This is a genomic window from Halomonas sp. JS92-SW72 (assembly GCF_003547075.1).
Lineage (GTDB): Bacteria > Pseudomonadota > Gammaproteobacteria > Pseudomonadales > Halomonadaceae > Halomonas > Halomonas alkalicola.
Genome location: NZ_CP032147.1, coordinates 2,128,987 through 2,141,064 on the forward strand (window position 1 = coordinate 2,128,987; position 12,078 = coordinate 2,141,064).

General features: G+C 70.3%; 8 protein-coding genes. 3 read left to right on the forward strand and 5 right to left on the reverse strand.

Going from position 1 to position 12,078, the window contains the following annotated elements; genetic code table 11:
* Window positions 1-95: 95 nt before the first annotated feature.
* Complete coding sequence (locus tag D1793_RS09970; RefSeq protein ID WP_119022024.1) at window positions 96-2,078, forward strand: CoA-transferase; 1,983 nt, start codon at window positions 96-98, stop codon at window positions 2,076-2,078.
* Between the two features lie 6 nt (window positions 2,079-2,084).
* Here D1793_RS09970 and D1793_RS09975 read toward each other — a convergent pair whose 3' ends face one another.
* Both D1793_RS09975 and D1793_RS09980 read right to left on the reverse strand, forming a co-directional pair.
* Complete coding sequence (locus D1793_RS09975) at window positions 2,085-5,174, reverse strand: EAL domain-containing protein (protein ID WP_240407644.1); 3,090 nt, start codon at window positions 5,172-5,174, stop codon at window positions 2,085-2,087.
* A 165-nt stretch (window positions 5,175-5,339) separates the two neighbouring features.
* Window positions 5,340-5,852: a hypothetical protein gene (locus tag D1793_RS09980; protein ID WP_119022025.1), complete on the reverse strand. Its 513-nt coding sequence runs from the start codon at window positions 5,850-5,852 to the stop codon at window positions 5,340-5,342.
* A 317-nt stretch (window positions 5,853-6,169) separates the two neighbouring features.
* Here D1793_RS09980 and D1793_RS09985 point away from each other — a divergent pair, with 317 nt between their 5' ends.
* Window positions 6,170-7,552 (forward strand): PhoPQ-activated protein PqaA family protein, encoded by a 1,383-nt coding sequence (locus D1793_RS09985; protein ID WP_162899945.1) that lies wholly within the window; start codon window positions 6,170-6,172, stop codon window positions 7,550-7,552.
* Window positions 7,553-7,558: 6 nt separating this feature from the next.
* Here D1793_RS09985 and D1793_RS09990 read toward each other — a convergent pair whose 3' ends face one another.
* Window positions 7,559-8,965 carry a nucleobase:cation symporter-2 family protein gene (locus D1793_RS09990; protein ID WP_119022027.1) on the reverse strand — a complete coding sequence of 469 codons (1,407 nt, stop codon included), beginning with the start codon at window positions 8,963-8,965 and terminating at the stop codon, window positions 7,559-7,561.
* 116 nt (window positions 8,966-9,081) lie between these two features.
* Complete coding sequence (locus D1793_RS09995) at window positions 9,082-10,272, reverse strand: Xaa-Pro peptidase family protein (protein WP_119022028.1); 1,191 nt, start codon at window positions 10,270-10,272, stop codon at window positions 9,082-9,084.
* A gap of 181 nt (window positions 10,273-10,453) precedes the next feature.
* On the opposite strand from D1793_RS09995, the gene D1793_RS10000 reads away from it, so the two are divergent.
* On the forward strand, window positions 10,454-11,176 hold the full coding sequence (locus tag D1793_RS10000; protein WP_119022029.1) for a YebC/PmpR family DNA-binding transcriptional regulator: 723 nt from the start codon (window positions 10,454-10,456) through the stop codon (window positions 11,174-11,176).
* Window positions 11,177-11,219: 43 nt separating this feature from the next.
* On the opposite strand, the gene D1793_RS10005 is transcribed toward D1793_RS10000, so the two are convergent.
* Window positions 11,220-12,071 (reverse strand): alpha/beta hydrolase, encoded by an 852-nt coding sequence (locus D1793_RS10005; RefSeq protein WP_119022030.1) that lies wholly within the window; start codon window positions 12,069-12,071, stop codon window positions 11,220-11,222.
* Window positions 12,072-12,078: the final 7 nt, after the last annotated feature.

Consider the following 12,078-nt stretch of genomic DNA (forward strand, 5'->3'; position numbering starts at 1 on the left):
CGCTCGACGCAGCGGCGTGCTAACGTGAATGCCATGCACGACAGCAGCCATCACAACAACAATCACAACAGCAACGCACGCCGAGGGGACTCGCCATGGAACGCCGCACCCACCCGCTGCTCACCGACCGCCCCTTCTCCCCCAAGGGCAAGGTGGTCTCCGCCCGCGAGGCGGTGGAGCTGATCCGCGACGGCGACGCCGTGGCCACCGGCGGGTTCGTCGGCATCGGCTTCGCCGAGCACCTGGCGGTGGCCCTGGAGGCACGCTTTCTGGAGAGCGGCGAACCCCGCGACCTGACCCTGATGTATGCCGCCGGCCAGGGCGACGGCAAGACCCGCGGGCTCAACCACCTGGGCCACGAGGGGCTGGTGGCCCGGGTGATCGGCGGCCACTGGGGGCTGGTGCCGGCGCTGCAGCGGCTGGCCATCGAGGGGCGCATCCAGGCCTGGAACCTGCCCCAGGGGGTGATCTCCCACCTGTTTCGCGATATCGCCGCCGGCAAGCCCGGCACCCTCACCCGGGTGGGGCTCGGCACCTTCGTCGACCCGCGCCTGGAGGGCGGGCGGATCAACGCCATCAGCACCGAGGAGCGCGTGCGGCTGATGACGATCGACGACCAGGAGTATCTCTTCTACCCGGCGCTGCCGCTGCAGGTCGCGCTGCTGCGCGGCACCACCGCCGACTCCCTGGGCAACGTGACCATGGAGCGCGAGGCGCTGGTGCTGGAGGCGCTGGCCATCGCCACGGCGGTGCACAACTCCGGCGGCCTGGTGATCGTGCAGGTAGAGCGGCTGGCCGAGTCCGGCACCCTGCCGCCCAAGGCGGTGCGCATCCCCGGGGTGCTGGTGGACTGCGTGGTGGTCTGCGACGCGCCCGAGCACCACTGGCAGACCTTCCAGACCCCCTACCACCCGGGCTACTCCGGCGAGCTGCGCACGCCCATGGCCGCGCCGGGCGCGATGGCCCTCTCGGCGCGCAAGATCATCGCCCGGCGTGCCGCCTTCGAGCTCACGCCCAACGCCGTGGTCAACCTCGGCATCGGCATGCCGGAGGGGGTCGGCGCGGTGGCCAGCGAAGAGCGGGTGCTGGAGCTGGTGACGCTGACCGCCGAGCCCGGCGTGATCGGCGGCCTGCCCGCCGGCGGGCTCGACTTCGGCGCCGCCCTCAACACCCAGGCGATCATCGACCAGCCCGCCCAGTTCGACTTCTACGACGGCGGCGGCCTGGACATCGCCTTCCTGGGCATGGCCCAGGCGGACGTCGCCGGCAACGTCAACGTGTCGCGCTTCGGCAGCCGCCTGGCGGGCGCCGGCGGCTTCATCAATATCAGCCAGAACGCCCGCCGCGTGGTCTTCATGGGCACCTTCACGGCAAGCCGGGAGGCGCTGGAGATCGTCGACGGCGCCCTGCGCCTGCCCGGGGACGGCCAGCCAAAGTTCGTCGCCGAGGTGGAGCAGCGCACCTTCAGCGGCGCGCTGGCCGCCGCCGACGGCAAGCCGGTGCTCTACGTGACCGAGCGCTGCGTGTTCGAGCTCACGCCCGAGGGCCTCGCCCTGACCGAGATCGCCCCAGGGGTGGACCTGGAGCGCGATATCCTCGCCCAGATGGGCTTCACGCCGCGGATGCCGGCACCGCTGCGCGAGATGGACCCGCGCATCTTCATCGAGGCACCCATGGGGCTGCGCGAGACGCTGCTCGAGCGCCCGCTGGCCCGGCGCCTGCACCTGGACGCCGCCGGCGAGGTGCTGTTCATCGACTTCGAGAACCTGCACATCGCGACCCGAAACGACGTGGATGACATCGAGCGGGAGGTGGAGACGCGGCTGGCGCCGCTGGGCCGGCGGGTCTATGCGGTGGTCAACTACGACCACTGCCGCATCGATGACGCCGTGCTGGAGGCCTACACGGCCATGGTGCGCGGCCTGGAGGAGCGCTTCTATACCCGGGTGACCCGCTACACCACCAGCGGCTTCATGCGCCGCAAGCTGGGCCATGCCCTGGAGGCGCGGGCCGTGGCCCCACACATCTACCAGAGCGCCGCGGAGGCGGAGGCCCACCTCCACGACGGCGAGGGCTGAGCCCTCTCAGGCATCGAGCTCGAGGGCCTCCACCGCCACCGGTCGCCCGAACAGGTAGCCCTGGAAGGCCCGGCAGCCGTGGGCCAGCAGCCAGGCCCGCTGGGCCTCGGTCTCCACCCCCTCGGCGACCACCTCCAGCTTGAGGCTCTGGGCCAGGGCGATGGTACTGGCCACGATCGCCTCGCTGGCCTCGTCCTCCAGCAGGTCGCGCACGAAGGACTGGTCGATCTTGAGCTGGTCAAGGGGCAGCCGCTTGAGATAGGCAAGCGAGGAGTAGCCGGTGCCGAAGTCGTCCAGGGCGAAGCGCACCCCCCGCGCGCGCAGCTCCAGCATGCGCGAGCGCGCCTCGTCCCGGGCCTCCAGCAGCAGGCTCTCGGTCACCTCGAGCTTGAGGCGGGAGGCCGGAGCGCCGGTCGCCTCGAGGGTCTCCAGCACCCGGTCGACGAAATCCGGCTCGCGGAACTGCCGCGGACTGACGTTGACGGAGAGGCTCAGCGCCGAGCGTGCCGGGTCCGCCGCCCAGGCCGCCAGCTGCCGGCACGCGGTCTCCAGCACCCAGTGACCGATGGCCACGATCAGCCGGTTCTCCTCGGCCAGGGGAATGAACTCGCCGGGCGAGACCTGGCCGCGCACGGGATGCTGCCAGCGCACCAGGGCCTCGACGCCGATGACCACGCCCCGCTCGTCCACCTGGGGCTGGTAGTGCAGGCGCAGCTCGCCATTGGGCAGCGCCTGGCGCAGGTCGGCTTCGAGCCGCGCGCGGGCCTGCAGGCGCACCTGCATCTCGGGGTCGAAGAAGGCCAGGGTGTTGCGCCCCGCCGCCTTGGCCTGGAACAGCGCCAGGTCGGCCTGCTGCAGGATCTCGTCGAGGGTGGTCTCGTGGTCGCGATAGAGGGTCACCCCGATGCTCACCGACACGCCGAGGCGCTCCTCACCGAGGCTCATCGGCGCCTGCATCACCGCCAGCAGCTTATGGGCGACCCGCTCGGCGATCACCGCCACCTCCTCAAGCTCGGTCCCCAGGTCGTGAAGCAGGATGGCGAACTCGTCGCTGCCCAGCCGGGCGACGGTATCGGTATCGCGCAGCACCCCCTCGAGCCGCTGGGCCACCGCCTGGAGCAGCTGGTCGCCGGCATGGTGGCCGAGGGTGTCATTGACCTGCTTGAAGTGGTCGAGGTCGAGGAACATCAGCGCGCCGTACTCACCGCTGCGATAGCTGTCCTTGAGCGCCACCTCCAGACGGTCGAGCATCAGGCGGCGGTTGGGCAGGCCGGTGAGCGGGTCGAAGAAGGCCAGCTGGTGGATCTCCTGCTCGGCCGCCTTGCGCTCGGTGAGGTCGCTGAAGGTCGCTACGAAGTGGGTCGTGGTGCCGGCAGCGTTGCGCACCGCGGAGAGGGTCAGCCACTCAGGGAACACCTCGCCGTTCTTGCGCCGGTTCCAGACCTCCCCCTGCCAGCTGCCGCTGCTCACCACGCTGCGCCACAGCCGCCGGTAGAAGGCCTCCTCGTGGAGCCCCGACGACAGCAGCCGCGGGTTCCTGCCCAGCACCTCGGCCTCCCTGTAGCCGGTGATCCGCGTGAAGGTGTCATTGACCTTGAGGATGCGGCCCTCGCCATCGGTGATCAGCATCCCCAGGTGGGTTTCGAAGGCGGTGGCGGCGATGCGCAGCTGGGCCTCGGTGGCGCGCTCCTCGGTGACGTCGCGCACCACCGCCAGCGCCCCGCCGAAGGCCTCCGCCGGCGCCTCGCCCGTGCTCAGCAGCGGGCTCAGCACCGAGTGGAACTGGCGCGGCTTGCCGCCGACGTGAAGGGTGTAGTCATACTCCACCGGCTCACCGCTGCGACGCATCTCCGCAAAGGCCCCGTCGAGCTGGGCGGTCATGGCGGGCGGCAGCACCTCGCGATAGGGGCGCTGCAGCACCGCGGCGGCCTCGGTCATCAGCTCGTCGGGGTCGGGGGCGTGAATATAGCTGAAGCGCCCCTCGCCATCGAAGACGAAGATCATGTCCCGGATGGAGCCCACCAGCGCCTGGAGGCGCGACTCCCGGGCCTGTACCTCGCGACGGGCCAGTTCACGCTCCAGGGCCTGCCGGCGAACCTCCTCCTCCAGCCGCAGCCGGTTGAGGTAGTGGCGCAGCGCCAGCCAGCCGAGTCCCATCACCGTAAGCGCAATCAGCACCCGGATCCACAGGCGATGGAGCCAGTCGCCGAGCAGCACCTCCCGCGCCTCGCCCACCACCACCACGAAGGGCAGGTCGCCGACTCGGCGGAAAGTGTAGAGCCGCTCGCCGCCATCCAGCGGCGACGTGGCCTGAAGCGTGGCGCTGGGCGCCCCGCTGGCGATGAAGGCTCGCGTCCGGGGCTCGTCGATGGATACCCCGAGCACCGCCGGGGAGTGCTCATCACCGACCCGGGGACGCCGTGCCACCAACTGCATCTCGGTGTCGAGGATGGCGATGCTCTCGCCGCGCGTCAGGCTGAGCCGCTCCAGGGCCTCGCCGAACACCCCGGGGTCGAGCTCCACCAGGGCCAGGCCCTGGCCATCGGGCAGCCGCCGCGCGTGCACCACCACATGGCGTTGCTCCAGCGCCGACCAGTGGATCGGCGAGATCCATTCCGCCCGCTCGGGCGCACCCCGCAGGGTGCGATAGAACGGCAGGCCGGAGACATCGAAGCCCGGGGGATGGAGCGAACTGGAGGAGCCGACGACCCGCCCCTCGGCATCGACGAGGCTGATCTCGTCGACGAACCCCAGGCGGTCGAGCTGCTGGGCAAGGAAGGGCTCGACCCACTCGGGGTCCGGCGGGTCACCGAAGAGGCGCTGCCGCTGGGGCGGCTGCATCAGCTGGGAGACCGCGGCGAGGCTGAAATCGCTCGCGGAGAAGATGCTGGCGACCCACTCCGCCACTAGGTCGGCCCGCGCCGCCGTGCGCTCGCGGGCGGCCTGCATGTCACGCTGGTACTGGTCGAAGAGGAAACCGCCCAGGGAGCCGAACAGCAGCAGCATGCCCACAATATAGAGGGCGATGGCGACCCGGCGATCCCGGCGGGCACGCTGGCTCGCCATCGCATCGGCCTGGGCGTCGGGTTCGATCATCGAGCAGCGTTCCTTGCGAGTGTAACGGAGGCACCCGCAGTGTAACGCCTTGGTGAAGGGTGTGCCGAATTGATGCAATCAATTCAGCGTTGATTCGGCCCGCCCGGCTCCATCATGCAGCGGGCCGCCCTGAGGCGGCCCGCTGGCAGGAAGGGCGAAGCCGGGTCACTCGCGGCCGCGACCGACGCCGCCTCGACCGGAGCCGGGCTGCTGAAGCTGCTGGCGCTGCTGCTGTTGCTGTTGCTGGCGCTGCTGCTGGCCCTGCCGGCCTCCCCGCTCCTCCATGATGCGCTGGCGCATCTGCTGGCGATGTTCGGCCTGGATCCGCTGGCGCTCCTCGGCGCTGCCGGCGCCCTGCATGCGCTCGGCAAAGGCCCGACGCTCCTGCGGGTCCATCATCTGGCGACCATAGATACCGTCGGGGTCGAACCCGCGCTCCATGGCACGCTGGCGAATCATCTGCTGGTACTCGCTGTGGATCTGCTGGCGCTCCTCGAGGGAGCGGGTGCTGTGCAGGCGCTGGCGGATCTGGTCGCGCTCCTGCTGGGTGGTCATCTGCCGGCCGTAGAGGGACTCCTCGAAGTCGGCGTCCTGGGCCTGGGCCAGGCCCACGGAGAGACTCAACACGGCCACCGGCAGCAGGGTGGCGCAGCGCTGGAAGAGTGACGGGCGTTTCATGGCGGTTACCTCATGGAAGGACAAAGGGAAGGGCGACACCTCCTGTGCCTCTTAACCATTAGTCGGCTCCATGTTGTTCATCCACGGCTGAATCCTCGCCAGCGACCGACACCCGGCGCCAGGTTGACCCAGGACAAGCTTCTGCCGCCCACCGGCTGCCCTCACCCGCGCCAGAGGCAAGATGACCGTCCTGATGCGCCGCCCCCGCCTCGGCGCTGTCGGCGCCATCGGATATGGGGATCATCCCCGCAGTCGGGTACCGACTCCCCAGCCGTGGTCCGCTATGCTGCGGGAAGATCCCGCGCGAGAAGCTCGCCATGCCCCCTGCGCTCCTGCTCTCCTGGCTCGCCTGTCTGCTGCTGCCGCTCACCGCCATCGCGGATGACACGCCGGCCTCGTCACCGGAATCGGCCCTCTCGGCCTACGTGGCAAGCCCCGGTGCCGACTTTCACTGGGAGGAAATCGCTCGGCATCGCCTCCTAGGTACCGACACCCGGTTGATCGAGCTGGCCTCCCAGCGCTGGCGCGGCACCCTGTGGCGCCACCAGCTGTGGCTGATCGACCCCACCGAGGGGCGCGGCGCCCCTCATGCCCTGCTGTTCATCGGCAGCGGCACCTGGCCGGCCGAGGGCGAGCCCTCCCGCGAGCCGCCGCGGGATGCCGCCAGCTTCGTGGCCCTGGCCCGAGCGCTGGAGACGCCGGTGGCGGTGCTGCGCCAGGTGCCCTTCCAGCCGCTGCTGGGCGGGCTGACCGAGGATGCACTGATCGCCGAGACCTTCGTGCGCTTCCTCGACGCTCCCGAGGAGACCGACTGGCCGCTGCTGCTGCCCATGGTCAACAGCGCGGTGCGCGCCATGGATGCCCTGCAGGCGCTGACCGCCGACTGGGAGGCCCCCCTCGAGACCTTCACCCTCACCGGCGCCTCCAAGCGCGGCTGGACCACCTGGCTCACCGCCGCGGCCGACCCGCGGGTGGCGGCACTCGCCCCCATGGTGTTCGACATCCTCGACATGGAGCCGCAGCTGGCCCACCAGCGCCGGGTGTGGGGCGCCCCCTCGACGCAGATCGCCGACTACACCGAGCGCGGCATCGACACCCGGCTCGACAGCGACGCGGGCCGTGCCCTGCAGGCCATGGTCGACCCCTACCGCTACCGGGAGCGCCTGATCCAGCCCAAGCTGCTGGTGCTGGCCAGCAACGACGCCTACTGGCCCGTGGACGCCCTCAACCTCTACTGGCACGCCCTGCCCGAGCCCCGCCATGTGCTCTACCTGCCCAACCAGGGCCACCGGCTGCGCGACTACGCCCGCCTGCTGCCGAGCCTGGCCGCCTTCCACCGCCGGGTGAGCCGCGGCGAGCTGCTGCCGGCACTGGACTGGACGTTTGACTGCGAAGCCGAGCGGGTGACGCTGCGGGTGAGCGCCGGAGAGCCCGTCGACGAAGCCCGGGCCTGGGTGGCCCGAGCCCCGGTACGCGACTTCCGCGAGGCACACTGGGAACCCCATCCCCTGGCGGCCGACGCCGCGGGGCTGGTTCTCTCCCTGCCGCGGCCCGACTCAGGCTACCTGGCGCTGTTCGGCGAGCTGCAGTTCACCGCGGCGCCGGACGAGCGGCTGACCCTCTCCACCACCGTGCAGGTGGTCGACCGCGCGGCCGGCGAGGCCACGCAGGCCGGTTGCCCAGCGCCGCCGGGCTCCTGATCCCGCTCAGGAGGGGCGGCCCCCTTCGGCGCGTTGCGCCCGGCGGCCGGTCGGCTCCTCCTCGGCCATCGCCCTGGCCAGGGCCTCACGCTCGGCGGCCTCGTCGGCCAGGCTGCGCCGCGGCAGCACCAGGTTGAGGGTGAAGGCCACCAGGGCGGCGACCACGATGGGCGAGCCGCCCACCACCAGCTGCAGCATCGCCGGGAGTTGGCCGATCGCCTCGGGTACCGCATAGACCCCCATGCTCAGCGCCAGGGCGAGACTCGCAATGGTCATGTTGCGCGCCGACATCTCGTCCCGGGTGATCAGTTGGATGCCAGTCATGGTGATCATGCCGAACACCGTGATGGTGGCCCCGCCCAGCACCGGGTAGGGAATGGTGGTCATCACGGCGCCGAACTTGGGCACCAGCCCCGCCACCAGCAGGAAGAGCGCGGCCAGCGCCAGCACGAAGCGGCTGACCACCTTGGTCATCGCCACGATGCCCACGTTCTGGCTGTAGGAGGAGGTCGGCATGGCGCCGAAGAAGGAGCCGACCGCGGTGGTCGCCCCGTTGCCCAGCAGGCCGCCGAACAGCTCCCGGGTGGTGGGCTCGCGGTTCATGCCTCCCACCGAGGTGGCGGAGAGGTCGCCGATGGTCTGCACCGAGTTGACCACGCAGATGATCACCACCGAGAGGATGGCGGCGGCGTGAAACTCGAGCTCATGGGGCAGCAGCCGCGGGGCGCTGAACCAGCCCGCCTCACGCACCGGGGTGAAGTCCACCATGCCCAGCGCCAGGGCCAGCGCATAACCCGCCCCGATGCCGCAGATGATCGCCGCCAGCTTCATGAAGCCCCGGGCGAACTGGGAGACGCCGAGCACCACCCCGAGCGTCACCAGGGCGACCAGCCAGTTCTGCGGATCACCGTAGTCGCTGGCGCCCACTCCACCCGACATGTAGTGGATGGCGATGTCGTAGAGCGAGAGCCCGATCACCAGCACCACCACCCCCGCCACGATGGGCGGAAAGAGGTGGCGGATGCGGGTGATGAAGAGCCCCACCAGGATCATGGCGATGCCGCCCACCACCTGGGCGCCGAGGATCCCGCCGATGCCGTACTGGGCGCCCACGGCGACAAGGGTCGGCACGTAGGCGAAGCCCACGCCGAAGATGGTCGGCAGCCGGGCGCCGAAGCGCCCCACGCCGTAGAGCTGGACCAGGGTGGCCAGCGCCGAGGCGATCAGCGAGACCTGGATCAGCAGCATCTGGTCGGCCAGACTGCCGCCGGCGGCGCCGACCACGATGATGGGCACGGTCACCGTGCCCATGATCATCGCCAGGATGTGCTGTAAGGAGAGAGGCAGGGCCCTGGCCAGGGGCGGCCGGCCATGGAAGTCGAAGACGGAGTGGCTGTGCTGTGGTGTGCTCATCGAGGGGCTCATCGCGATTCTTGTCGTTGGTTGGGGTCGCGATGACCGAGCCTAGCCAAGAGCCAGGGTGTACACAACTTTTGTATACTAAAAAACTTAAAATGTAGACCAATGTCTCAGTCGGCCACCTCGGCCAGCCGCCAGTCGTTGTCGGTGAGCGGCTCGCCGCCATTCGGGGTGACCCGCACGGTATCGCTCAGGCCGATCCCCCACTGACCGGGCAGACGCAGGCAGAGCGGCAGGTGGAAGACCATGTCGGCGGCGAACTCGCGCGGCTGGCCGCGAGCGATGTAGCCGGTGCCCTCGACCCAGCTGGGCGGGAACTGGGCGCCCACCGCATAGCCAAACACCCCCGAGAAGAACAGCCGGTCGGCGTGGGGAGCGAGCACCGCCTCGGCGGCGCGGGCGGCATCGTCGAAGGTACGGCCGGGGCGCATCTCGGCGGCGAGCGTCTCGAACAGCGCCCGGCAGAGGTCCCGGACCGCCTGCATCTCGCGGCTGGCGTGGCCGGCCACGGCGGTACGCATCATGGGAGCGGTATAGCGCTGGAAGGCCGAGCCGAATTCCAGGAACACCGGATCACCCGCCTCGATGACGGTGCGCTTGTGGTTGACGTGGATGATGCTGATGCGCCGCCCGCTGGTGACGATGGGCTGCAGGCTCATGAACTCGCCGCCAGCGGCCAGCATGGCCCGGGCGCCCTCGGCGGCCACCTCGTTGTCGGTGACGCCGGGGGCGATGATCGCCTCGGCGGCGGCGAGGCCGGCGGCGGTGATCCGCGCGCTCTCGCGCAGGCAGTCGAGCTCCGCCGGCGTCTTGACCAGGCGGACGGCGTCGAGCAGGGCCCCGCCATCGTCGCGGAAGCGCTCGGCGCCGAGCCGCGCCTGCAGCTCGCGGATCACCCCGAAGCGCAGCCCGGCCCCGAAGAGATCCAGGCCGATGCTGCGAAAGGGCGAGAGCGTCTCGGCCAGCGGGGCGATCACCTCGTCGATCCCCTCCCAGCGGTAGCCAAGGATCTCGTCCACCGCAGCGGTGACCACGGCGGGCCCGGTCTCGATGGAGGGCACCTGCAGCACCCGGCGGTCGGCCGTTACCACCAGGGCGGTGTGCACCGAGACCTCGAAGGTGTGGTAGCCGGTCAGGTAGAAGATATCGGCGGGGTCGGTGAGCAGCAGCGCCTCGAGGCCTGCATCGCGCATGGCGGCGTGCACCCGGGCGAGGCGGGCGGCGAATTCGGCGGGTGCGAAGGGCAGCTCGGCGCCCTCCAGCTGCTCGGCCAGGGCATGACGGTAGGCGTGATGGTCCATGGGCGCTCTCCTGATCGCGACGACGAGGTTCCAGCCGGCGGCGCACGGGCGGCTTCGCGGCTACCGGCAGTGTAGCCCCGGACCCGGTGCAGCCCGGCGGAAGGAAGCGAAAATATCCCTGTTCGCCTCCGGCCCGGTTTCGTAGAATCCAGCCTCGTGTTGAACGCTACAGGACAACGATATGGGACGGGCCTTTCAGAACCGCAAGGAATCTATGGCCAAGACGGCCGCTGCCAAGACCAAGGTCTACAGCAAGTACGGCCGCGAGATCTACGTGGTCGCCAAGCAGGGTGGCACCGACCCCGCCGGCAACCTGAGCCTGCGCGGCCTGATCGAGCGCGCCAAGAAGGATCAGGTGCCCTCCCACGTGATCGAGAAGGCGCTGGACAAGGCCAGCGGCGTGGGCGGCGAGGACTTCTCCCCGGCCCGCTACGAGGGCTTCGGGCCGGGCAACGCGATGGTCATCGTCGACTGCCTGACCGACAACCCCAACCGTACCTTCGGTGACGTGCGCGCCTGCTTCACCAAGACCAAGAGCAAGATCGGCACCCCGGGCACCGTCAGCCACATGTTCGACCACTGCGCCATCCTCGCCTTCAAGGGCCAGGACGAGGAAGCCACCCTCGAGGCGCTGATGGAGGCCGATGTCGACGTGACCGACATCGAGAACGAGGAGGGCCAGATCACCGTCTTCGCCCCGCACACCGAGTATGCCAAGGCCAAGCAGGCGCTGATCGACGCCTTCGGCGAGCTCGACTTCGAGGTGGACGAGATCCAGTTCGTGCCCCAGACCACCACGCCCGTGGCGGGCGACGACGTGGCGATGTTCGAGAAGTTTCTCGACATGCTCAACGAGCTGGACGACGTCCAGAACGTCTTCCACAACGCCGAGCTGCCCGAGTAACGCCCTCCCCCGTCTGCCGCCCGCTCAGGGCGGCAGCACCCCTTCAGCGCAGCGGCAGCTGCGCCTGCTCCGTCAGGAAGGCCTCGATCCCTGCGGAGTAGTCCGGCTCGCTCTCCAGGAAGCCGGTGTTGTGGCCACCCCGAATCTCGAGCAGGCGCTTCGGGTCTCGCGCCGCCCGGTAGACGGCCTCGCCCTCGGCGAAGGGGATGATCTCGTCGTCGCGGCTGTGGATCACCAGCAGCGGCGCCTCGACGCCCCTGACGTGCCTCTCGGTGTCGTGGGAGAAGCGCGCCAGCCAGCGCGCCGGCAGGAAGGGGTAGACGCGCTGGGCCAGCGCCGGCACCGAGCGGAAGGGCGACTCCAGGATCACCGCCGCCGGCCCCTCCTCTTCGAGCCCCTCTGCTTCCAGCGCCTCGGCCAGCTCGGCCGCCACGGCGGCCCCCAGGGAGCGTCCGAACAGCACGATCTCCTCCGGGGCCTGATCGGCCTCCTCCCGCAGCCAGCGCCAGCCGGCCCGGGCATCCAGCGCCAGGCCGGCCTCGGAGGGTCGCCCCTCGCTGCGGCCGTAGCCGCGATAGTCGAGGATCAGCACCGAGAACCCCAGGCGGTGGAACTGCACCAGGGAGTCGAGGCGGTGGGAGATGTTGCCGGCGTTGCCGTGCAGGAAGAGCAGGCTGGCCCGAGGGCGCTCGTGGGGCAGCCACCAGGCGTCCAGCGCCAGGCCGTCCTCGGTCTCGAGGGTCACCGGCGTCCAGGCCAGGCCGCGATCGGCCGGGGTGCCGATGGGCTCGCGCCCCATATGCGGCAGGTAGAGCAGCCGCTCCTGGAAGGCCCAGGCCAGCGCCACCACCAGCAGGTAGGCCAGCGCGATCCCGACAAGCCAACGCAGCAGCATCGTTGCC

Coding starts and splice junctions, on each gene's coding strand:
- D1793_RS09970 (WP_119022024.1), top strand. CDS start 96: ATGGAACGCCGCACCCACCCGCTGCTCACCGACCGCCCCTTCTCCCCC.
- D1793_RS09975 (WP_240407644.1), bottom strand. CDS start 5,174: ATGATCGAACCCGACGCCCAGGCCGATGCGATGGCGAGCCAGCGTGCC.
- D1793_RS09980 (WP_119022025.1), bottom strand. CDS start 5,852: ATGAAACGCCCGTCACTCTTCCAGCGCTGCGCCACCCTGCTGCCGGTG.
- D1793_RS09985 (WP_162899945.1), top strand. CDS start 6,170: ATGCCCCCTGCGCTCCTGCTCTCCTGGCTCGCCTGTCTGCTGCTGCCG.
- D1793_RS09990 (WP_119022027.1), bottom strand. CDS start 8,965: ATGAGCACACCACAGCACAGCCACTCCGTCTTCGACTTCCATGGCCGG.
- D1793_RS09995 (WP_119022028.1), bottom strand. CDS start 10,272: ATGGACCATCACGCCTACCGTCATGCCCTGGCCGAGCAGCTGGAGGGC.
- D1793_RS10000 (WP_119022029.1), top strand. CDS start 10,454: ATGGGACGGGCCTTTCAGAACCGCAAGGAATCTATGGCCAAGACGGCC.
- D1793_RS10005 (WP_119022030.1), bottom strand. CDS start 12,071: ATGCTGCTGCGTTGGCTTGTCGGGATCGCGCTGGCCTACCTGCTGGTG.